Origin of the sequence: Marichromatium sp. PS1, from assembly GCF_041155115.1 — a bacterium.
GTDB classification, from domain to species: domain Bacteria; phylum Pseudomonadota; class Gammaproteobacteria; order Chromatiales; family Chromatiaceae; genus Marichromatium; species Marichromatium gracile.
The window spans coordinates 125,596-146,773 of sequence record NZ_BAAFHB010000004.1 but is presented as its reverse complement, the minus strand read 5'-3'; the positions used below and the strand labels follow the sequence as shown (position 1 = coordinate 146,773).

The following is a 21,178-nucleotide window of genomic DNA, read 5'->3' as shown; positions in this document are numbered from 1 at the left end:
GGAGCATAACCGTAACCCGGCGGCACTGTCGCCCCGGCGCGTCGATTTGGTGGGCACTCGCGCCAGGTTCTAAACTACCGCACCCTGTCCACCCGATTCGACAAGCCGGATCGGAGCAATATCTGCGAGGAGCGACGGCTTGACCCAAGACCCAATCATCATCTCCATCACCTTCAGCATCTATTTCGTCATCGTGCTGCTGATCGGCTGGTACGCCTATCAGCGCACCCGCGATCTCTCCGACTTCATCCTCGGTGGCCGCCGACTCGGCAGCGGGGTCGCGGCGCTCAGCGCCAGCGCCTCGGACATGAGCGGCTGGCTGCTGCTCGGCCTGCCCGGCTTCGCCTATGCCTCCGGGCTCGAGTCGATCTGGCTCGCCGGCGGCCTGCTGTTCGGCACCTGGCTCAACTGGCTCGTGGTCGCCGCCCGACTGCGCGTGTTCAGCTTCGCCTACGGCAACGCACTGACGCTGCCCGAATACTTCGCCAATCGCTTCGCCGACGCCAGCGGTCTGCTGCGCGGCATCGCGGCGGTGTTCATCCTGCTGTTCTTCCTGATCTACACCGCCTCCGGCCTGGTCGCCGGCGGCAAGCTGTTCGAGTCGGTCTTCGGCCTGCCCTATGTCTGGGCCGTCGGCATCGCGGTGCTCTCGATCATCGTCTACACCGCCATCGGCGGCTTCCTCGCCGTCTCCTGGACCGACGTGATGCAAGGCCTGCTGATGGCCGTGGCGCTGATCGCCGTGCCGATGCTCGCCATCGCCTTGGCCGGCGGCAGCGACAACGCGATCGATCAGCTCAACACCCTCAATCCCGAGCTGCTCGACCCCATGACCAAGATCGACGGCACCGCCATCGGCTGGATCGGCATCGTCTCGCTCGCCGCCTGGGGCCTCGGCTACTTCGGCCAGCCGCACGTGCTCGCGCGCTTCCAGGCGATCGCCTCGCCGCGCAAGGTGGCCACCGCACGCCGCATCGCCGTCACCTGGGTGGCGCTCACCCTGATCGGCGCCACCCTCACCGGGCTGGCCGGCATCATCACGCTCGATGCGCCGCTGCTCGACGACGCCCGCGAGACGGTGTTCATCGAGCTGGTCAACCTGCTGTTCCACCCGGTGATCGCCGGCATCCTGCTCGCGGCCATCCTCGCCGCGATCATGAGCACCGCCGACTCGCAGCTGCTGGTCAGCTCCTCGGCTTTCACCGAGGACGTCTACCGCACGCTGATGCGCCGCGAGGCCAGCGAGCGTGAGCTGGTGATGGTCGGGCGCGCGGCGGTGGTCAGCATCGCGCTGTTCGCCTTCGCCCTGGCGATGGACCCGGATGCCATGGTGCTCGATCTGGTCGCCTATGCCTGGGCCGGGTTCGGCGCCGCCTTCGGCGCGCCGCTGGTGCTCTCGCTCTACTGGCGGCGGATGACGCGCCTGGGCGCGCTCGCCGGCATCATCGTCGGCGGTCTCACCGTGGTGGTGTGGAAGCAGCTCGACGGCGGTCTGTTCGCGCTCTACGAGATCGTCCCCGGCATGCTGTTCTCGGCCCTCGCGGTGGTGATCGTCAGTCTGTTCGATCGTCAGGGTCAGGAGCACCTCGGCGAGCGCTTCGACGAGGTGCGCGAGCAGTTGCGTGTCGAGATGCGCGGCTGATCCCCGCCCCACGAGACGTGCAAGGCGTCTCGGCGGCGCCGCCCCGGCGGGACCGGGGCGGCGCCCATCGTCAACGATCGGCACGACACCGCCAGCAGGGCTGCATGCTCACCGGGGTGTTCATCTCCCCGTAACCGATCGTACATAGAATGAAACCCAACAGACCCCGACCCCAGGCGCCCGTGCCCCAGCGGCACGAGGGCCGCGCCAGTCGCTCCGATCCGAGCTCTTTGGCGACGCCGCGCCGACGCCGCGCCCATTGCACCCAGGACCCCCGAAGATGCCCACCATTCTTGTCATCGACGACGAACCGGATATCCGCGAAGTGATGCGCTTTGCGCTCGAGAGCGCGGAATTCCGCGTGCTCGAGGCCGGTCATGCCGACGAGGCCCGCAAGCTGCTCGCCAGCGACCAACCCGACCTCATCCTGCTCGACTGGATGCTGCCCGGTCGCTCCGGCCTGGAGCTGGCCCAGCAACTCAAGCAGAACCCCAAGACCCGCGGTCTGCCGATCATCATGATCAGCGCCCGGGGCGAGGAGGAGGATCGCGTCAAGGGGCTCGACACCGGCGCCGACGACTACATCGCCAAGCCTTTCTCGCCGCGCGAGATGATCGCCCGCACCAAGGCGGTGCTGCGCCGCGCCAAACCGAGCGAACCGGCCGACGAGATCGAGATCGGCGGACTGCGCATCGACAACATCGGCCACCGCGTCAGCGCCAATGGCCGCCCGGTGGAGGTCGCCCCCACCGAGTATCGTCTGCTGCACTTCTTCATGACCCACGCCGACCGCGCCTTCAGCCGCTCACAGCTGCTCGATCAGGTGTGGGGCGATCAGGTCTATGTCGAGGAGCGCACCGTCGACGTCCATATCCGGCGGCTGCGCAAGGCGCTGGAGCCGACCCGTCACGACGGCCTGTTGCAGACCGTGCGCGGCGTCGGTTACCGCTTCTCGGACAAGACCTGAGCCGGCAGGCCCCAGCCCCGATGCGCCGCGCCCTGCTCTTCGAGCTCGCGCTCTTCGCCGTCCCCTCGGGCGGCGCCCTGATGCTGTGGCTCGGCGGTCTGGCGCCGGCCTGGAGCGTCCCGCTGGCGAGCGTCCCCGCGCTCGGGCGCCATATCTTCCGACTGATCGACCTCAGTACCCTGATCCGCCGCCAGCACCGGCTCGCCCCGCCCTTCCCGCGCGGACTCTGGGGCGAGGTCTATCGCAACATTGCCCGCTACCAGCAGCGCGGGCGCAAGGGGCGCAAGCGCCAGATCCGCTTCACCCGTCGTTTCCGCGAGGCGGCCAACGCCGTCCCCGACGCCCTGGTGATCCTCGACAAGCACCACCGCATCGACTGGGCCAACCCCGCCGCCGCACAACTGCTCGACATCCACTGGCCGGAGCAGGACGGGCAGCACTTCCTCGACGTCTTCTGCCACCCCGAACTCGGCGACTTCCTCCACGACGGCGAATACCTGCGCCCGCTCGACATCGCCCCCAGTCACAACCGCGCGCTGATGATCTCGCTGCGCATCGCCCCCTTCGGCGAGCGCAAGCGTCAGCGTCTGGTGGTGGGACGCGACATCACCAAGGTCTATCACCTCAACATGATCCGGCGCGACTTCGTCGCCAACGCCTCGCACGAGCTGCGCACCCCGCTGACGGTGATCGGCGGCTTCGTCGAGAACCTGCTCGACGCCCCCAACACCCCCGAGCCCCACCGCCGCCCGCTGACCCTGATGCACAACCAGGCCGAGCGGATGCGCTCGATCATCGAGGATCTGCTCACCCTCTCGCGTCTGGAGATGCACGACAGCCCCGCCGACCAGCACAGCGTCGACGTCCCCGAGGAGCTGCGACTGATCCTCCAGGAGGCGCAGGCCATCGGCGATGCCGGTCACCGACTCGACCCCCTGATCGACACCGGACTGCTGCTGCTCGGCAACCAACCCGAGCTGCGCAGCGCCTTCTCCAACCTCGTCTTCAACGCCATCAAGCACACCCCCGCCGGCACCCGCATCCGCATCCGCTGGTGCCAGGACAAGGACGGCGCAACCTTCGTCGTCGAGGACGACGGCCCCGGCATCGCCCCCGAGCACCTGCCCCGGCTCACCGAACGCTTCTACCGCATCGACGCCGCGCGCTCGCGCCAGTCCGGCGGCACCGGGCTGGGACTGGCGATCGTCAAACACGTGCTCAACCGTCACGACGCCAGCCTCAACATCTCCAGCGAACTCGGCCAGGGCACCACCTTCGCCTGCCACTTCCCCACCACCCGCACCCTGCGCCGCGACGCCCCCGTCCCCCACGTCGACACCACCCCACCCACTCCAAGCCGCTCGGCCAACGGCGAGGGTTGAGGCGCACCGTCCTCCCCCACCCCCGCCAGCCATCGGCTCGGAACAAGGCCATTCGGCCTCGCCAGACCCGATCCCCTGCGAGCCATCTCCCCACACACCGAATCAGCTCATCAGCCTCTCGGATGAACAGCATCGCATCGGGGAACACGCTGAAGCGTTAGAAACCGATACTGAACTTCGCAATCCTTGCGACAGGCACGTCACTGACAACCTCCTTCTCCACGCCGTCTCGATGATGAACGACTGGCGCCAGGAAACTCACCCCAAGAACCTGATTGAACGAGCCGAGAGGACAGGAAGAACATCCAGACCCTTCGATCGACCGATGAAACCAACCATCAGGGAGAACCAATAAACAGAAGATTCTGAAAATCTTTTTTTGATGACCTCACTTGACAGAGGAGATATCCTATCGATCACTAAACTATTATCTGAAAGAGATAGAACCTGAGGAAAACAACCGTCACGGATAGCGAGGAAAAACCAAAAACTCAGACAAAATTTCTCAAGATCAAAAGCTTGGACATCGAATCATCACCAAATCATCGAAAACGACGAGCAGAAAAAAGGATTCGAAATGAAAAAAGATCACTCAAACAATCATCAGGAAAATAAGTATTACAACAGCTCATTCTTCCTTTTCTCAGACGGCAACATTCCAGTCAGCAAAACAAAATCCATTCCACACATAAAATTGAAAGAGTCGTTCTTCAACGAAAGAATCAGCATGGAGGAAACCCCTTATGGGGTCGTCATTCGTATCGATCATGATGATGGCACCCCCGTTGACATCCATGTTCGCGACATCTTCGAATTCCGCCGCGACCGGTCAATAATGAATTTATTTTTTGAGATGATAAAGGAAGCCAGAAACTAACTCTGAAATCATCAACCGAACAGCCATAAAAAAACCCGCGCGATGCGGGTTTTTTATGGCCTCTGATTGTTACTGAGCCGAGCAAGAGTGCCATCAAGCACAGCGCCGATTTTCAACACCTTTTAGATCTGATCTCTAATTCTGACCCTGCGCTGCACACCCAACTCATCGCGCCTTCCCCCGTACCAGACCTCGCGTGGCTGTATAACGCACCACATTACGGTCTGGTGGCGGCTGTCGTGGGTTCACGATCGCATGACAACATCAAGCGATAGCCTTGCACTCGCACGACTAGAATTCCCCGTGCAGACTGCATACCATGCAGGTTGGCCAGGAAGGAGAATCCAGGATGAGTGAGCAGTACCAAAACGGTGTGGTGAGTCCCGAAGCATCGACGGCGGAATTCACATGGACTCTTTCGATGACCGTGGATGAGCGCGACATGCTCATCCAATCCGGCCTCATGACCGGCTCAGAGCCGTTCAAGCCGGTCAACGCTCTCCCTAGGCTGCTGCGCATCCAACTCATGCCGGAGGCGGTGCCGCCCGTCACAGCGGCGCTACAGGAGCACAGACGCCACGTCCATGATAATAGACGCCGCACCATGCCGAACTAGCAACTACCAACCCGCACCCGACCGGAGTAGTCGCCTGGATATCTCTCAGCGGTGCGCCCAGCCGACCACCTCCCACTTGGGCTGATCCCAATCCCAGCCAGAGGACGTCGGAACGGTGTTCCTCATCTTCCCGGACGATGGACATAGTGCGCTGTTCCTTGTGGCCCTGAGTCGCATGATGCACCACGCCTGACGCACCTATCATCGACCACCACAACCAGCTAGGAGCTAACCGAGAGCACTCCCTCCGTGCGCCCGGATACACCGGCGCGCCGTGCGAACCGTATTGCACAAACCCTCCACATAGCCATGTACGGCGAGCGAGGGTCGATCATGACCCCGATGGCCTCACGCCGGTGTAAACCTCGCGTCATTGTCGCGGTTCGCCGACTCGCGTTTGGGTCCGATACTGGCGCCATCACCAGAGACATGATTGACGCCATAGGCGTGTAACCCATGCACACGTTGACGCCCGCGACGCGGGCTGAAATCGGGTCTCTGATTCGGACTGCCGCTCTCAGAGTGGGTCCGTCACCAGCCGCTGTCTTAATCCCCTTTAGATCGGGTCTCTGATTCGGACGTCCCACGGCGGTCCGGGACGAGGGCGGGAGAATGTCTTAATCCCCTTTAGATCGGGTCTCTGATTCGGACTGAGATCCTCGTAAGCCGGTACAACCTAATCGAGTCTTAATCCCCTTTAGATCGGGTCTCTGATTCGGACACCGAGGCAAAGGTTCCCGCCCTATAATCGACTGTCTTAATCCCCTTTAGATCGGGTCTCTGATTCGGACGGTTCCGGGCATTGGTGAGAAGGTATCATGCCGGAGGTCTTAATCCCCTTTAGATCGGGTCTCTGATTCGGACTCCCGACCGTATCAAACCAGTGGGGATCCGTCGAGGTCTTAATCCCCTTTAGATCGGGTCTCTGATTCGGACAGACGGAGACTATGACCATGGCTAACATCATCAGTCTTAATCCCCTTTAGATCGGGTCTCTGATTCGGACGACATGGCCTGGACGATCACGGGCGAGCGTCTACGTCTTAATCCCCTTTAGATCGGGTCTCTGATTCGGACCTACGCACCAGACACCGGACCGACGGCGGTCCGGGGTCTTAATCCCCTTTAGATCGGGTCTCTGATTCGGACTCCCACTCCATGTCCCGCAGCGGCAGCCCCGCATGGCCTTAATCCCCTTTAGATCGGGTCTCTGATTCGGACGCAATCGAGGAATTTGGGAAGGCGCTCGCCTATGGTCTTAATCCCCTTTAGATCGGGTCTCTGATTCGGACTGCCAGTTGCCAGAAAGCCTTTCTAAACAACCACCTACAAGGGTGGTTCGCAATTTTTTCGTGACAGAAAAAGTTGACGTGCAGAAGGGCAAGGGACGAAGGCTCCACAGGCGGCTCGAACGTCTACTAACTTAATCGAGTTCACGGTTCCCGACAAGTCTGCTCACGGCATCCCCCAAGGGACCGTCCATCTCCAGCGCCATGCCGGCGGGAAGCGACTGACGCCCTCGACGCCAGACCTCGAGCCGGGAAGGCAAGGGGTAAACCCGGATATCGTCTGCACGCTGATCGATGATCCCTCCTATCAGTACAACGAACCGATCGATCTCGGCGACCGTCGCCGGGATCAGGAAGACCGAATATTGCAGCGCGATGCCCAGGTCGGTGGCCTCGCGGTGCACTCGGTTGCGCCGACCGTCATCGGCGATGTCATAGGCGAGCAGGAAGAGTTGCTTGCGAGCCATCGTCGGTCAGGTCTCGTGGATGAGCCAGCGGTGCAGCGCCGAGGTGATCTCACGCCCGCGCGCAGCCGCCCGCGCGGAACGTCCTTCGAACAACCTGACCACCTCGCGCTGGGTCGGCTCGCGCAACGCCTCTCCCTTGTGTCGCGCAGCCAGGTGACGACGCTTGAGCCACCCGAGCCGTGCCGGCTCCAGATACCAGAACAGGATCTCGGTCAGCTCCGAGGCCAGCGCAGGCTGGCCGGCCTGCGCCAGCTCGGTGGCGCGACCGAAGCCGAGGTCTCTGAGGTGCGACTCCATCCAGCCATAGGCGAGCGCGCGCAGCCATTGCCGGGTGCGCAGCGCGGCCCGAGCGCCGCCATATTCCTCGGCGTTGCGGTTGATCCGCTCACGCACATCACGGGCACGCAACCGGGCTCGCGCGCTCAGCCCCAGCTTGAGAGCGGCCCAGCGAGCGGCACGCGCGCGATGCTGACCACACCAGTGCTGGAGCATGCCGGAGGCCTCGGGGCGCAGCAGGAACTCCAGCAAGCGCGCGCTCAACTCATCGCGCCCCCCGGGTCGACCGAGCAACCGCGCCTGGACGGCGCCATCATCGTCGATGAAGACCACCGGGATACCGTGCTCGGCGCAGGCGAGCAACGCCGCCATCTCCCAATCGACCCTCAGGTTGCTGTGGATACGACCGATACGCTGCAACGGGAAGAGCAACGGGGCGCTGGAGCGTCGGGCCACCCGCAGGGCGGGACCGTCGAGCCCGACCCAGGTCTCGTCATCCGGGGCGAGATACAGGGGTTGCGCGGCCCGTGCCCCGGACAGCAGGAAGTCAGTCGTCGCGTCATGTGCCATCTCTCCCTCCGGTCTCCGGCATGGGGTCCGCTCCCGAGACGGCGCTCGGCGCCGCGCTCGCCAAGCCGCGCGCGATGCGCTGAGTCCAGCGCCTGAGCAAGCGCCGACGAGGCCGCGCGAAGACCTCGTAGGCGGCGAAGAAGCGCGCCCGGCCCTGCTTGCCGAGCAGGCAGGCATCGCCGTCGCGCTGGAAGTGCGCCGGGCGCAGCCGTTCTCGCCCGAACAGCTCCCACACCCACCGCTCGACCTGGGGGCGCAGTGGCTCGACCAGATCGCAGGCCAGGGAGGCGCGGCCGAAGTCGAGTTCGTGGAAGAAGCCGATCAGTGGGTCGAGTCCGGCGCCATGGGCCTGCTGCACGGCCTCGGCGTGGAGCAAGGTATAACCCAGCGACAGCGCGGCATTGACCGGGTCCGGCGGTGGACGACGACGACGCCCACGAAAACCCAGATCGGGCGCGAACAGCGCGCCATAGCCGCGAAAGAAGCCAGCGGCGGCGGCACCCTCGATACCGCGCAGGGTCACGAGGTCGACAGGAGGGTCGAGACGCAGCCGCCCCAGGGCCTGCTCCTGGGCCGCGATGGCCTTGACCAGGGATTGGCGGAGGTCAGGGCGTCGGACCAGGGCATCGACCAACAGGCGCCGCTGCCCGCGGACCTTGCCGGTGACGATGCGTCGGGACCAGCGACGGCGGAAATCGGCATCGTCGTAACGGCGCATCTGTCCGATCCGGCGAGCGGCGTCATTGTGCGCGGCACCGACCAGCGTCGCCTGGAGCCGACCGCCACGTCCACCGAACAGGGTGATGGCCACCCCGGCAGCGGCCAGCCGCGCCAGCAGCGCGCTGCCGCACTCGACATTGGTGCGCATCACCACGCGTTCGAGCAGATGCAGCGGCACGCTCCCCTCGCGTCGGCCTGCGACCCGCAACACCAGCGCCCGCCCTTCGAGATCCAGCCGAGTGTCGCGACGATCGAGATAGAGCGTGGTCATGGTGTCTCACCCCACGTAGAACCAGGGGGGATCACGGGGCACCACCGCACGACCACGCGCGCGCACCTTGCCACGGGGGTCGAGGCGGATCAGCACGAAGCGATCCTCCTCGGGTTCGAGGATCCCGTCCACGGCGACGAGCAGATCGCGCCGCTCGGCGTGGGTGAGGAAGCATTCGAACACCGACTCCTGACAACCGCTGGCATAGCCCTTCAGCACCAGCAGGGCCTCGCGCAGACGCTCGTCACTGGAGATGTCGTAGGCGGCGATGAAGAGTTGACGCTGGCTCATGGCCAACAGGGTAGCGCCAAGATCTCTGCAAGGGGGCGCCACAAGGTTGTGGTGCCCGTAAACACTGGGCTGGCGGCCGTACCGAACGACGTCAGCAACCAGCCCAACGCGCCAGCACACCACCGAGCTCTGCGAGCTTGGCGCCGTCGCACACCTGGATGCGCAGGTCGGCGGCACGCCGCTTCACCCGCTTGTCGAGCGGGTGATAACTGACCAGCATGGCGCGCGCCTGCAGGCCACCGAGCAGGTCCGCGAGCACATCGAGCCGGAACAGCGCCTCGCTGCCGGGGCCGGTCTGATCGCGGTCATTGCGCCACTGCCGGGTCTTGCACTCGATCAGGTACAGCCGATTCTCGGCGAGGAAGGCGACATCGAGTTCGTTGCGCACCGGTTGATCACGCTGGTTGCGACGGACGATCTGCAGGCTCCGCGCGAGATCCTGGATGCCGCACTGATGCTCGCGACGCAGCGCGCGCACCAAGTCATAGACGTGCTCCTCGAGCCAGCCGCCATTGGCATAGAAGCGCGCCTCCTCATCCGGGAAGTGCAGACGTCCACCCTCGAACCGCAGCACCTCGGCGCTCTCCAGGCGCTCGATCAGCGTACGTAGCTCGATATCCCGCGCGCTGTGCTCATCCAGCCTGGGCGAGCGCAGCACGCCCTCGGACTTGAAGGCCAGCCAGTTGAGCGTCTTGAGCGCTCCCCCCAAGCGTCCGGTGTTCGCCGCCAGCCAGGCGGTCAGCTCGCGCCGCGCAGCAGGAACCGCCTCACCGATCGCTGACTCGACCGAGGCGCCGTGCGCCTGGAGGAAGACGTCGAGCCGCAGCCGGTTGTCGAGTTCCACCTTGGGTTGATCGGCGGGCGACATCCAGATCAGCCGATCGAGTTCCGGGTGGACGTAGAAGATCGGCGCCCCGGCGGCACGGAAGACCTCGTAGGCGGCGATGCTCATCGGCTTGGTGCCGCCGGTGGCATTGAGCGCGATACGCCCCGGTTGCTCACTGAAGCGTGCGAGCAGTTCGAGCACGCGTTCCTGGAGATGCTCCAGATCCCAGGGGTCGTCGATCGGCCAGTGCTCGACGCTGATCCCACGACCTTTCAGTACCGCGGTCAGCGCCTCGGTCTGGGCGTGCATGCCGGCATGGCAGAGCAGGATCACCGTCCGCGGCGCGACCTCCGGGTCGAGCGCCGGGGTGAGATTGGGGACGACCTGGGCGGAGACCAGGTAGAGATGGGTGTCGATATCCATGGGTATTCTCCTCGGCGAGATCAGTGATCGCCATCATCGAGCAGCACGTAGCTGACATCCTGGACCCTGACCTGGTACTGACCGGTGACGTACTGCATCCGCCGCCCCTCGGCCAGAGCGACCACGGATCCGGCCACGCTGCACAGCTTGCTGCCGCCGGTGATGTCGATGAGAATGTCGGCCGGCGCGATCCGCGCCTTTTCGACCAGACGCTCGAAGGCCGTGTCGGTCAAGCGGACGACGGCGTCGATATCGTTGAAGTCGATCCCTCGATCAGCCCCTCGGTGGTCGTCTTCGGCGACCTCGATGGTGAACTCGCAATCGGGGAAGCAGCGCTTGACCAGCTGCTCGAACAGCAAGCGCTGGGAGGCACTACCCGGTCTCCGGGGCTCGTCACCCGAGCAGACCAGTACGATCCGGGAGAGATGCGCGCGATGGTGAGCGATCGCCTCGATCGGCATGCGCCAGTTGAGACCACCATGGCGCGCGCGGAACGCATCGAGACCATCGAGCGAATCGATCGCGCCCGCCAGCTCATCGAACTGTTCCTCATACAATGCGCTGAGATACAGGATCAGTGCCCGCGCCCGGGGCGGCGCGACCATGGTCTCGATCCTCGGACGAAAGCGCTCGCGCGTGGCTTCGGCCAGGGCGCGCAGCCGGATCAGCAGCGCAGCGAAAAAGCCCATCGCCAGCACCCGGTGCAGCGGAATCCAGTGCTCGACGGTACCGCCCTCGAGCCATGTCCCGATATCGGTGAGCCATTCGAACAGGCTATCGGTGAACCAGCCGAGACCGACCAGCACCGCCAGTACCATCAGCATCGACTCCAGACGCGATCCCATCAACAGGTGCTCCAGCACCCGTCGCGCCCGCTCCTTCTTCAGCCCCGGCGCCGCGCCTCGCGACGGGCCGCTCACCTCATGCCCCCCGCGTCGAGCCGCTCGACCCTGTAGGGTTCGAGCCGGGCACCGCAGAGACGCATCTGCGCGGCACTCAGCTCGATCCCGCGCAGCTCGGAGGGTACGGTCATCGTCAGGTGCAGATAGCGCGCCCCGCGGGCACACACCTCGGCTGCGAGACTGACCGGCAGCGAGCCGATCACCACGTCCCCGGGCGCGATGCGCTCAGCGTCGAGGTGTTCGAGCCGCTGATCCACCGTCAGCCCCTCGGCACTCGCCCAGTCGAGCGCGCCGGCGTGGCGGGTGACGAAGTAAGTGGTCATGTGGACGCAGCCTCTTCCCCCTCGGCATAGATGGCACGGGCCTTCTTGGCGCTCTTGCCGGAGGGCGCCTCCCATTGCTCCTGCGGCCAGCGTGAACGAATGTCGACGAGCGCCCGGGCCTTGAGCGTGGCATCCTCCAGCGCGGCCCACTCCCCGGCCAGGCCTTTACCCATCAACGCCTCCTGCTCCGAGCTGCGGTTGGCCTGGGCGATGGCCGCGACCCGCTCATCGACCCAGGCACAGCGCTCGACGGGGGCGGCGTTGGTCTGCGGCTCGGTGTCGAACACTCCATAACCACTGCGGGTCTTGGCGCCGATACCCCGCTCACCCAGCGCCGAGCGCAGCATCTCGGCAGCGAGATCACGCCACCCCGGCGGCCCTTCGAGGACGAACAGAAAACTGCCACGCACGGCGATCTGTGCATTGGGGATCGGGCTGTCGAGATCCGTGGCGGGCGTCTTGCCCTCGGAGCCGTAGTACTTGAGATGGTGAGTGGTGACGACCTCCTGCACGAAGGGCGAATGCCCCTCGGCGTCGGGCTTCCACCAGGCATCGTGGAAGGTCACGAGCCCCGCCAGTCCCTCGGGGTGCTCTTCCTCTTCCTGTGGCCCGACCCCGAACAACTCGGCAATCGCCTCTGGATGCTGTGTCGCGAACTCGCTCCGTTCGACGTACGCGCGCACCACACCCTTGACGCTCGATCCGGGGAGATAGGGCGCGCCGTGACTGTGACCGACGGCACAGCCCGTCTCCAGGGCGCCACCGCCGCTCAGGCCGATGAACAATCGCGTTTCGAGCGCGAGCGTGAGCTGCGTGAAACGCAGCGGATCGGCGGTCGCGTTACGCCAACGTTCGAAGGCGGCACGGTAGAAGGTGCCAGGCTGGAGCCCGCAGATGGCGCGAATGTGCTTGGTCTTCGCCTCCTTGTCGTCCTGACCGTGCACCGCCAGACCGCGCTGGATCAGCAGACCGGGATGGGCCGAGCCCTCCTTGCCGACCTCACCATAGGGTTTCCTGACCGCCTCGCGCTGCAAGACGATCGATTCAGTCTGACTCATGGTTGCGCCTCTCCTCGCTCGCAGTGTCGCCGGTCGCGGTGATGCGCAACACCCCCTGCACATAGCGCTTGAGCCAGGCGGCTGCATCCAATGCGTGCCGGGTCAGCGCCATGGTGTCGGTGAGATCGGCGGTGATGAACCCATGATGCAGCGCAACACCATTGTCGGCCTTGGTGACACCGGCCTCGCGCAGCACCCGGCAGAGATCGTCGAGCACCCGGAGGTGTTCCGCCGTCCCCTTGGCCAACAGGAAACCACTGCTCTGGGCGAGACCATGCTGCAGGATCATGCCCGGCAACCGATGGACGATCGCGCCGTAACGCTTCGGATCGACCCCATCAATTCCCCCGCCGATGAGGTCGACACAGCTGTAGGCCGCCATCGCAAGGCGCTGTGCACGCATCTGCATCGTCATGCGCCCACCCCCTGAGTGCGCAGGAAGCGCACCAGCCCACGCCCGACCCCGGCCTTGCCGCCGATCTGCAACAGCGCGCCCCCGTCAGGCAGACAAGCCGCCAAGGCATCCGCCGTCTCCGGGCCGGCTCCCTCTTCCCGATCCTCGGGATGGCGGGACGCGGCAACCGCGTAGACGCCCCACAGCAGGCTGTCGGCGGGCAGATTTTCCTCGTACCAGAGCGCACCCTGCTTCACCGTGCCACTGTCCTGATCGATCGCGATCCGTGCCCGGACATCGGTCGCGGTCTCGGCAAGGAAGGCGAAGACATCGTCCGGCAACAGCGCGATCCGAGGACCGATCTGAGCCTGCGAGTCAGCATCACCGGGGAAGACGCGCTCGACGATTTGCTGTGCCCAGGCCGCGAGCAGACCACCGGAATCGGACTCGATCCGCAGATCGAGATCCTCCAGCACCAGGGTCGTGCGCGACTCGACGCTCTCGCCCCGGTTGGGCGAGTGCTCCTGCAAGCGCACCGCGCCAGCGGCGGGCGCAGCGGGCAGATCCGGCAGCGACTCGCCGGCGCGACGCAGATCCTCGGCATAACGCCGGAGCACGAAGGGCGAGGTCGCATAGCAGACGATGCCGGTCAGCGCCCGCACCGGCAGCGCCAGCAGATGGGCATCGTTGATCGCAAGCGCGCCGGCAAAGGCCTGATCGTTGCTGCGGATCTGCGCCGGACCGAAGAGCCGCTCGACGCGTGTCGTGTTGTCCGGGCTCACGCTCAGATGCTCGCGCAGCACCCCGCGCAGCGACGAGCCGGGCACGATCGGCAGGCGAGTGGCGCGGGCGCGCGCGATCGGCAGATCGACCACGCCGGTCGACTGCCCGGTGCCGCAGTGCAGCGGCGAGAGTGCATGGAGGTGGAAGATGCGCGTATCCATTGGGTGTCGTCCTTTCAGTGATCCATCGATCAGGCACACGGCGTCCAGGGGGCCGGCAGCGCCAGCCCGAAGCCGTCGCGGCGGTCTTGCGCCGTGTCGCTGATGTTGTTCAACCACAGCGGCGCGAATGCCGCCGGGTCGTGAGCGCCCACCAGTTCGAACCAGTAGACGCTACCCGCGGCGACGAGCCGCCGGGTCGGGCGTGGCTCGCCCTTGTGCAGATCCCAACCCGAGTTGGCCTGCCAGCGCTCACAGGCAACCGCCCGGAGCTTGAGGTGCACGCCGGGGGCCTCTGGCGGCTCGCCCTCCAGGGTGTCGGGGTCGATCCAGTCGGGGCGAAAACCGGCCGCGAAGGCGGCCGGGGTGAGCAGGGTCAGGCTCAGTCCGCCCACCTTCACCATCTGATCGAACCAGCCCTCCGGCACCGCAGGCCACTGCGACTCGGGTCTGGGCTCCAGCGCCGCGAGCCGCCGCTCGCCACCGAGATGGACCAGACCGGCGCGCAACGGCTGATCGCAGCGCGCCAGCAGCCGCAGCCGTCGGGTGGCGGCGGGCGGCTGCCCCGCCGGATCGAGAGGCTGATCCGGCATGAAGTCCAACGCATTGGTCTGGAACAACTGCGAGGTCTTGGCCGCATGGCTCTTGCGATCGATGGCGACATGGGTGCGGCGCTCGGTGGCCGGGGTCCAGCCCTGTTCGAGCAGCGCCTCGAACGTCGGGGTCGCACCGCGCCGGAAGTCGAGTAGCTGCGCGAGCGTCCACCAGCGAGGACCGGGCTTGGGCTTGCCCTTGACCGGATCGGTCAACTGCACCGGGATCAGCCCTTGCGGCAGGTCGCTGCCGCAACCCTCATCGAACGCACGGGGTTCGGCACGAATGCAGCACGGCTCGCGTTCCCCCTCCCGCGCCAGATAGAGGGCGTCGGCGGGCTTGGGCACCAGCAGCGCGGGAGCGACATCGGGCTCGACCCCCTCGCCCTCACGCCACAGCAGCGGACCGCGCACGCTCACCGCATCGAGCAGCGCGGGGCCGAAGTCGGTCCCCGTCTGTCTCGCCCAGGCCGTGCGCAGACAGCCGGCGAGCGTCGAGGGCGGCGGGAAGCGCGCCTCGTCCAACCCGTTGCTGGCGTCGAAGGGCCGACCGGAGCGGACGATCACCGGTGCCAGCGGATCGAGGGTGACCAGCGTGCTCGGTGACGGAGGATCGGCGCGACACACCGGCACGGAGACGGCCCGGGCACGCGAACTCCTTGACGTGGCCCGCGCGGTCGAACGATCGACCGCGCTCCGCGGACGCTGCTTGTCGTAGCGAACCCGTTTCCCCTGTGCTTGCGATTTCTTCTTCTTGGTCATGGATTCACCTCCGCTGCGGTGCGCGCCGAGAGCCAGCGAGCGATGATCAGGGTGTCGGCGAGCAGATCGAGGTTCCAGGCGAGCGCACGGGCATGCGTCTCCAATGCCCTGGAGACCTCGGGCGCGAGTTGACCCTGCTCGGTGCGGGTGCGATCGAGCACGCGCAACAGCTCGGCGCGCCGCATGCCTTCGTGCAGGGCGGCATCTGGCTGATCGTCGAGCCAGTTCAGGCGCCGCGCGCCGTCGCGCAGGTCGTAGGCGACCCGGGTGGTCAGCGCGCCGCTGCGATAGTGCGTCACCAGCTCATCGAGTGCGCCCAGCTTGTCCGGCTCGTCCCAACGCACGCGCCAGCGCAGCTCGCCGCCGGAGCGGATACCGAGCTGGATGGCCAGGGCATTGCGTTCCTCGCTGGAGCCGGGCATGCCGTCCTTGGCCAGCTTCTCGGCGGCGTCGGCACGCTGACGCAGGGCACCGAGCGGTTCCATCAGGTGACCGATGCCGATCCCGACCGAGAGCGTGGGGCTGATCTCGGCGCGACGCGTCGCATCGTCCGAGGCCAGCGCTCGGGCACAAGGCGCCATGGTCTGCTCGAACGCCTCGGCCAGGGCCTTGGCGCAGTCCACGGCCCGGTCGAGCGGCACCAGCGCCAGCACGTCATCGCCGCCGGCATAGATCGCGTGACCCTGATAGTCGCGTACGATCCCGGCCACGCCGCTGGCAAAGCCGTGCAGGGCACGCGAGATCATCCGCGAGTCCTCGGTCGAGCGTGCCGCGTCGAGCAGCTTGCCCATGCGATCGCCGTCGGCCTTGAGGATGGCGGCATAGGGGACCGGGGTGCCGTGGCGTCTGGTCACGGACTCCAGCGTGCGACGCAACTCGCCGAGCGCGCCTTGATCCGCTCGCAGCTGCTCGTCGCTCCGCTGACGCCGGGCCTCGTCACGCAACTGCTCGATCTGGTTGTCGAGCCGGAAGTCGAAGAGCAGTTGGGCGTCATAGGGGAAATCGCCATAGGTGCCACGATTGCCCCTGGCGCGGGTGGCGATTTGCGCCTTGATCAGCGGTTCGTAGGCTTTCTTGAGGTCTTCGAAGGCGCTTTTGGTTTTCTTACTGACATCACGCAGCCAGGGATCGGCAGCAATCCGCGAGTAAGGGGTGAACTGCTCCGGATCACCCGCCAGGCGCTTGATCACGCCGAGGGCGTCGAGCTGCTCGTTGGCAGACGCCAGCCCGAGACGACGCGCCGCGCGGACATCACCATGCACGCCCCTCTGGAGCACGGTCTCCAACACACCGTCGAGCGAGGACTTGGGCAGACCCGCGCCCTCGGGGGGGGTGAGCGGCGCGAAGTCGCGCGTCGCCTTGCGTGCGGCCAGGACGCCGCCCAGCCGTTCGCTGGCGGCCTTGGCCCCCTGTTCAGGGTCGATCTCGACCCAGGCGGAGAAGATCTCGAGCAGGTCGTCGAACTGACTCGACCACAGCGGCTCGTCGCGCAGCCAGCGCGCCATGCCCTTGTCCTGACGCACCTGCTCGCCGATCTCGCGCAGCCGGGCGCGGGCGGCCTCGGCCGCCTCGGCACACAGCGCACGCGCCGCGGCATCGTCGGCGAGGACGAGTTCGGCGCGCAGGATGTTGGCGACGTTGGCGGTATCGCCGGGGTTGTCATCGGGCGCGAGCTCGGTCTCCGGTTCGTTCGGACACGGGAACACCAGACAACCCGGATGAGTGCAGTGCAGCGTCAAGGCCGCGGCCTTGGAGACCTCCGAGAGCAGCCAGGAGCCACACCAGAGATCACGCGTGCGGCGCGCCGAGGCGATCAGCCCCTGTACCGGACCGATCGACAGGGTGATCAGATAATCCTTCATCATGCCTCCTGCTCGAAGAACGCCATGAAGGCGCGCAACGCATCGGTCTGCCCATTCTCCTTCAACGGCTTGACCTGCTCTGCCAGACGAGTGCGCTCCTGTGGGTCAGCGGGCCAAGGTCGCGGCGTTGATGCGCCTGCGGGTTGAGAAAACTTGAGCGATATCGTCAATGCCTGCTCCCAGCCCGGCAGTAGCAGCGCCGCCGGACGCCAACGCCTTTCCGCATCGCGATAAGGCCGCAGGATCAGTGGGCTGGCCATGCGCTCGCGTGTCTCGCCAGCGAGATCGGCGGGTTCGAGCACATGATCGATGGGTTCCTGATCCCGACGTGGACGCGTCCCACTTGGGGCATCCTTGAAGTGGAACACGATCGGCAGGCCGAAGGCCGCGCGCGGGAACACCGGCCCACAGTCGACGAAAGGCTTGGCATGGTCCGACGAGCTGCAACCACTCAGCTTGCGAATGGCATCGGGTTCGGGCCAGCAGCTGCGGCCAGGGCGTTTCGGTACAGAACCGTGGTTTCGCCCCATCCCCTCACCCTGACGGAAACGCTTCAACAGCCCGATTGCTCGCTCATGCGCACTACGCGCATCTGGGCCCTGACGCCCTTCGCACAGCCAACCACCAGCAGCCTCGACCTCGCTGGCGTCCACCGGCGTCAAGGAGTCGGCCTCGACCGCCCCCAACCCTCTCCGGGTACGCGCCCCAATCCCACCGAAGCTCGCCCACCAGCGCAACGCAACTTCGACCTCGTGTCTTTGTTGTGGATCGAGGCGTTCATCCATGGACAGTTGCAGCTCGAAGCGAAGCCCAGCATGCATCAACGCATGCGGCTTCTTCTCGACGTCGGTACCATCCGCAGTCAACTTGCCCTGCGCCGGAAACAGTGCATAAGCAAGAGGATCGCCAATCCAGTTCTTCAGGCGTGGAGTAGAATTCAACCGGCCAGTGGCACGGCGGTCAGGGTGGTACTCGAAGACGGGCTCCACCTCTGCCCTCCCCTTGGTGCGCACCACGACCCGCACCCGACTCGCGACCGGCCCCTCAGCTCCGATCCCTCCCCAGATCGCCCGCTCGCGCTCGAACAACCGCTCTGGATCATCACGATCGGCACCGCCACAGGCGATCCGCCACCAGAAGCGAAGTTGCCCACGGATCGACGAGGCGCGAATCGGCAACGCCTCATCGACCTCGCCGGCCTCGACACCACCGCCGTAGAGCGGCGTCACCAACTTGCAGGCAAGAGTCAGGTCCGGGGACTGGGGGGTACGCGTCCGCCACTCGGCGCACAGGGCACCGGGGTCGAGCGCTGGGGGGGGGGTTCTCATGTGATCTCCTTGATCGGTTCGTCGAAAGACGACCTATGAGTCCAGTGAGTCGTCGCTCTTCATACTCCCGGCGACACTCAGACTCATGCGACCGGGGGTATGGAGCGCCCTGGAGTACTCGATCCCGGGCACGACGACGGCGACCATCAGGGCCCGAGATAAATGGCCTCAGGGTCGATCGTCAAACCGAACCGCGAGCGCGGTCGGGTGCCCTCACGATGAATGGAGTAGGGTTTGCAGAGCTGCGGCCCGAGCACCTCGAACAACATGGCATTGGTCAGGGTCTTGCGCTGATCGAAATACTCCTTGGTCATACCCTGCTTGAGTGCGGCCTCGACCCGCTCGACACCGCCCTCATCGGCAATACGTCGATAGATCGAGAGGAAGTGGTCAGAGACGTCACGATCGCTCCAGCGCACACTGTTCAGCCCGGCCATCCGCCGCTCGACCATCATCAGATAGAAGGCGAACTGCGCCGGAGGCATCGGCACGACTTCTCCTGCGGCATAGACGAGACGGTCCCGAACATGGATTCGCAGGTTGGGCGGTTCGACCGATCGCTGCGCTGCCTCGACATATTCACCGAAGCTCGTCACGCCATGCACCAGCCGCTTCGGCAAGGTGTCTCGCACACGCAGGAAGGGGATCTCGGCCAAGGTCACCCGGGCATCGCAGGCATCGACCATCTTGTTGTCACGCGTCACCAGCATCCGGCTCGTCGGGGTCGGGTAGAAGAAGTCCCAAGTCGACTCGAAGGGTTCAGACACCAGCACGTGAGACAGTTTGTCCTGGGGGCGTCCGAACAACCCGAGAGCGTACCCGATGTAGTACCCCATGGTCTTGCGACCACCAGCGATCGAGACATGCACAGCGCTGTCATCGTCGGCGCAAAAGCCGCGGATCATGGCGCAGATCTGGTCTGCGGCGGCAAGGCTGTCAGCCTCGGTGCGGATATCCGACAGCGCCTCGCCATCGGCATCCTTCAACACATGGATGAAATTCTCGTCGAAGCAGATCTCGGGTAGGTCGTAATCGTGACGTAACCGCTGGAACCAGCCACCATCGGGCGACAGCAGACTCATCCGCGCCCGCTCCGCGCCTTCCAGGGTGGTGATGATGTGGACCTCGGTCGGGATCCAGGGGTCGGGTTCGCGAACCGCCAGTCCGAACAGGGTCTCGGTCACGACCTGGGGCGACAACCCGGTGACTGCGATCATGATCCGGCGGGGAAACTTGCAGGGCTCCATCAAATCCAATCCTTGCTGTATATAACTCGGCGATCTAGCCGCCATTCATAATCCGCAGATTCGCCCTGTTTGTCTCGCTTCAAAAGCTTTTGACGACACCCGTCATGACCCCGTAGGCCCCGAGACCAAAGGCGCTGGCCTTGCCGAGATGGGTCCACTGCCCCAACCAGAGAGAAGGCCACAAGGTCTCGAGTCCCTCCCCCTCGAGCTCCAGCTCACCGAGCAGTCCACCGAATTGCATCTGACGATGCTGACGCGAGGAGTAGCGCGTCCAGTCGAACCAGCGCAGCCGTGACGCGCTTAGTCGCACTGTTGCCGGGCCTGGCTGCGGGTAATGGGCAATGTGATGACCGAGATCCACGTCATGGGTGATGGCCAGTGCGTGGAGCCGTCGCTGCAGGGCCTTGAGCAGATCATCGACCACGAACTCGCGGGCACCGACGAGACGACCGGCTCGCTTGATGCGCAGCGGCGTGAGTAGGTGCAGACGAAGGACATCCGTCCCCAACGGTGCAGGGGGTGGGTCGGGCTCGCCAACCGACGGTGCTTGATAGGGCATTCGCCCGGGGACATGGAGGGTCGTCCAGACATCACTGCCGAGCCGGGGCTCGGCCTCGACCCGAACCAACGAGAAGCGTCCGCGGCTCGCCCCGGCCCCCTGCTCACCGGCCTGGGTCAGCGCATGGATCAGATAGGGCGCCTGGGTGATCGCCGATCCGACCAGGGTTATCCCAAGCGCATATTCCTCCCCGGGAACCAAACGGCTCGGTGCCTCGGGATCGAGTTCGAGGAGGAAGGGATGTGGAGTATTCGCCGGAGCGCCGGCGGGAATCTCGAAGAGCGTAGAATAGACACAGGTCCCCGACAGCAGACAGCCATCGCAACTCGGCGCACCCGTCACGCAAACGCTGCCTCGCAGACCGTGACCGAGCAGCCCGCGCCAGGTGGATCCGGCATAGGCCGGCAACTGGATGGTGTCGAGTGCGCGCAAGCAGAAACGCAACCGCATCAGCGCGGGAAAGGCCAGACTCGACATCGGGGACAGGATATCCATTTCTACGACACACTCAGTGTCCCTAATGTAAACGATTTCGACACCATATCCCAATCGCCACAATCCACGCCTTGCGGTATCAGACCCCGTCCGATTG

The 21,178-nt window shown here is 65.3% G+C and carries 20 protein-coding genes and 1 CRISPR repeat array; of the genes, 5 read left to right on the top strand and 15 right to left on the bottom strand.

The window, feature by feature from the left end; genetic code table 11:
• Positions 1–139: 139 nt before the first annotated feature.
• From putP to ACAM26_RS09850, 5 genes are all read left to right on the top strand, one after another.
• Positions 140–1,642, top strand: a complete 1,503-nt coding sequence (gene putP, locus ACAM26_RS09870; RefSeq protein ID WP_123140744.1) for a sodium/proline symporter PutP — start codon at positions 140–142, stop codon at positions 1,640–1,642.
• Between the two features lie 280 nt (positions 1,643–1,922).
• A complete protein-coding gene (gene phoB / locus ACAM26_RS09865; RefSeq protein WP_123140745.1) occupies positions 1,923–2,609 on the top strand; it encodes a phosphate regulon transcriptional regulator PhoB in 687 nt (228 codons plus the stop codon).
• 20 nt (positions 2,610–2,629) lie between these two features.
• On the top strand, positions 2,630–3,991 hold the full coding sequence (phoR, locus tag ACAM26_RS09860; RefSeq protein WP_369613530.1) for a phosphate regulon sensor histidine kinase PhoR: 1,362 nt from the start codon (positions 2,630–2,632) through the stop codon (positions 3,989–3,991).
• A 577-nt stretch (positions 3,992–4,568) separates the two neighbouring features.
• Entirely contained in the window at positions 4,569–4,868 is a 300-nt protein-coding gene (locus tag ACAM26_RS09855) for a hypothetical protein (RefSeq protein ID WP_369613529.1), read from the top strand.
• 349 nt (positions 4,869–5,217) lie between these two features.
• The gene (locus ACAM26_RS09850; protein ID WP_369613528.1) at positions 5,218–5,484 is read left to right on the top strand and encodes a hypothetical protein; all 267 of its coding nucleotides are present in this window, start codon (positions 5,218–5,220) and stop codon (positions 5,482–5,484) included.
• Between the two features lie 472 nt (positions 5,485–5,956).
• A CRISPR array of direct repeats spans positions 5,957–6,776; the repeat unit is 37 nt; unit sequence GTCTTAATCCCCTTTAGATCGGGTCTCTGATTCGGAC.
• Between the two features lie 131 nt (positions 6,777–6,907).
• On the opposite strand, the gene cas2 is transcribed toward ACAM26_RS09850, so the two are convergent.
• The 15 genes from cas2 to cas6 form a co-directional block, all read right to left on the bottom strand.
• A complete protein-coding gene (gene cas2 / locus ACAM26_RS09845) occupies positions 6,908–7,240 on the bottom strand; it encodes a CRISPR-associated endonuclease Cas2 (protein WP_062274344.1) in 333 nt (110 codons plus the stop codon).
• 6 nt (positions 7,241–7,246) lie between these two features.
• On the bottom strand, positions 7,247–8,086 hold the full coding sequence (locus ACAM26_RS09840) for a CRISPR-associated endonuclease Cas1 (protein ID WP_369613527.1): 840 nt from the start codon (positions 8,084–8,086) through the stop codon (positions 7,247–7,249).
• On the bottom strand, positions 8,076–9,077 hold the full coding sequence (gene cas1 / locus ACAM26_RS09835; protein ID WP_369613526.1) for a CRISPR-associated endonuclease Cas1: 1,002 nt from the start codon (positions 9,075–9,077) through the stop codon (positions 8,076–8,078). The genes ACAM26_RS09840 and cas1 overlap by 11 nt, the downstream gene beginning before the upstream one ends.
• Positions 9,078–9,083: 6 nt before the next feature.
• On the bottom strand, positions 9,084–9,368 hold the full coding sequence (locus ACAM26_RS09830) for a CRISPR-associated endonuclease Cas2 (protein WP_132229537.1): 285 nt from the start codon (positions 9,366–9,368) through the stop codon (positions 9,084–9,086).
• A 91-nt stretch (positions 9,369–9,459) separates the two neighbouring features.
• Positions 9,460–10,617, bottom strand: a complete 1,158-nt coding sequence (locus ACAM26_RS09825) for a DUF1887 family CARF protein (protein ID WP_369613525.1) — start codon at positions 10,615–10,617, stop codon at positions 9,460–9,462.
• A gap of 20 nt (positions 10,618–10,637) precedes the next feature.
• On the bottom strand, positions 10,638–11,435 hold the full coding sequence (locus tag ACAM26_RS09820; protein ID WP_369613524.1) for a hypothetical protein: 798 nt from the start codon (positions 11,433–11,435) through the stop codon (positions 10,638–10,640).
• 98 nt (positions 11,436–11,533) lie between these two features.
• Positions 11,534–11,842, bottom strand: a complete 309-nt coding sequence (gene csx16 / locus ACAM26_RS09815) for a CRISPR-associated protein Csx16 (protein ID WP_369613523.1) — start codon at positions 11,840–11,842, stop codon at positions 11,534–11,536.
• Entirely contained in the window at positions 11,839–12,900 is a 1,062-nt protein-coding gene (gene cmr6 / locus ACAM26_RS09810; RefSeq protein ID WP_132229529.1) for a type III-B CRISPR module RAMP protein Cmr6, read from the bottom strand. The genes csx16 and cmr6 overlap by 4 nt, the downstream gene beginning before the upstream one ends.
• Complete coding sequence (gene cmr5, locus ACAM26_RS09805; protein WP_242465938.1) at positions 12,887–13,315, bottom strand: type III-B CRISPR module-associated protein Cmr5; 429 nt, start codon at positions 13,313–13,315, stop codon at positions 12,887–12,889. Before cmr5 ends, cmr6 begins: the two co-directional genes overlap by 14 nt.
• Positions 13,312–14,238 carry a type III-B CRISPR module RAMP protein Cmr4 gene (gene cmr4 / locus ACAM26_RS09800; protein ID WP_369613522.1) on the bottom strand — a complete coding sequence of 309 codons (927 nt, stop codon included), beginning with the start codon at positions 14,236–14,238 and terminating at the stop codon, positions 13,312–13,314. The genes cmr5 and cmr4 overlap by 4 nt, the downstream gene beginning before the upstream one ends.
• A 29-nt stretch (positions 14,239–14,267) precedes the next feature.
• Positions 14,268–15,590, bottom strand: coding sequence for a type III-B CRISPR module-associated Cmr3 family protein (locus tag ACAM26_RS09795; RefSeq protein ID WP_369613521.1), 1,323 nt, complete (start codon positions 15,588–15,590; stop codon positions 14,268–14,270).
• Positions 15,587–17,455 (bottom strand): type III-B CRISPR-associated protein Cas10/Cmr2, encoded by a 1,869-nt coding sequence (cas10, locus tag ACAM26_RS09790; RefSeq protein WP_369613520.1) that lies wholly within the window; start codon positions 17,453–17,455, stop codon positions 15,587–15,589. The genes ACAM26_RS09795 and cas10 overlap by 4 nt, the downstream gene beginning before the upstream one ends.
• Positions 17,452–18,681, bottom strand: coding sequence for a type III-B CRISPR module RAMP protein Cmr1 (gene cmr1 / locus ACAM26_RS09785; protein WP_369613519.1), 1,230 nt, complete (start codon positions 18,679–18,681; stop codon positions 17,452–17,454). The genes cas10 and cmr1 overlap by 4 nt, the downstream gene beginning before the upstream one ends.
• 245 nt (positions 18,682–18,926) lie before the next feature.
• Positions 18,927–20,027 (bottom strand): CRISPR-associated ring nuclease Csm6, encoded by a 1,101-nt coding sequence (csm6, locus tag ACAM26_RS09780; RefSeq protein WP_062274384.1) that lies wholly within the window; start codon positions 20,025–20,027, stop codon positions 18,927–18,929.
• A gap of 79 nt (positions 20,028–20,106) precedes the next feature.
• Positions 20,107–21,135 carry a CRISPR system precrRNA processing endoribonuclease RAMP protein Cas6 gene (gene cas6 / locus ACAM26_RS09775; protein ID WP_369613518.1) on the bottom strand — a complete coding sequence of 343 codons (1,029 nt, stop codon included), beginning with the start codon at positions 21,133–21,135 and terminating at the stop codon, positions 20,107–20,109.
• Positions 21,136–21,178: the final 43 nt, after the last annotated feature.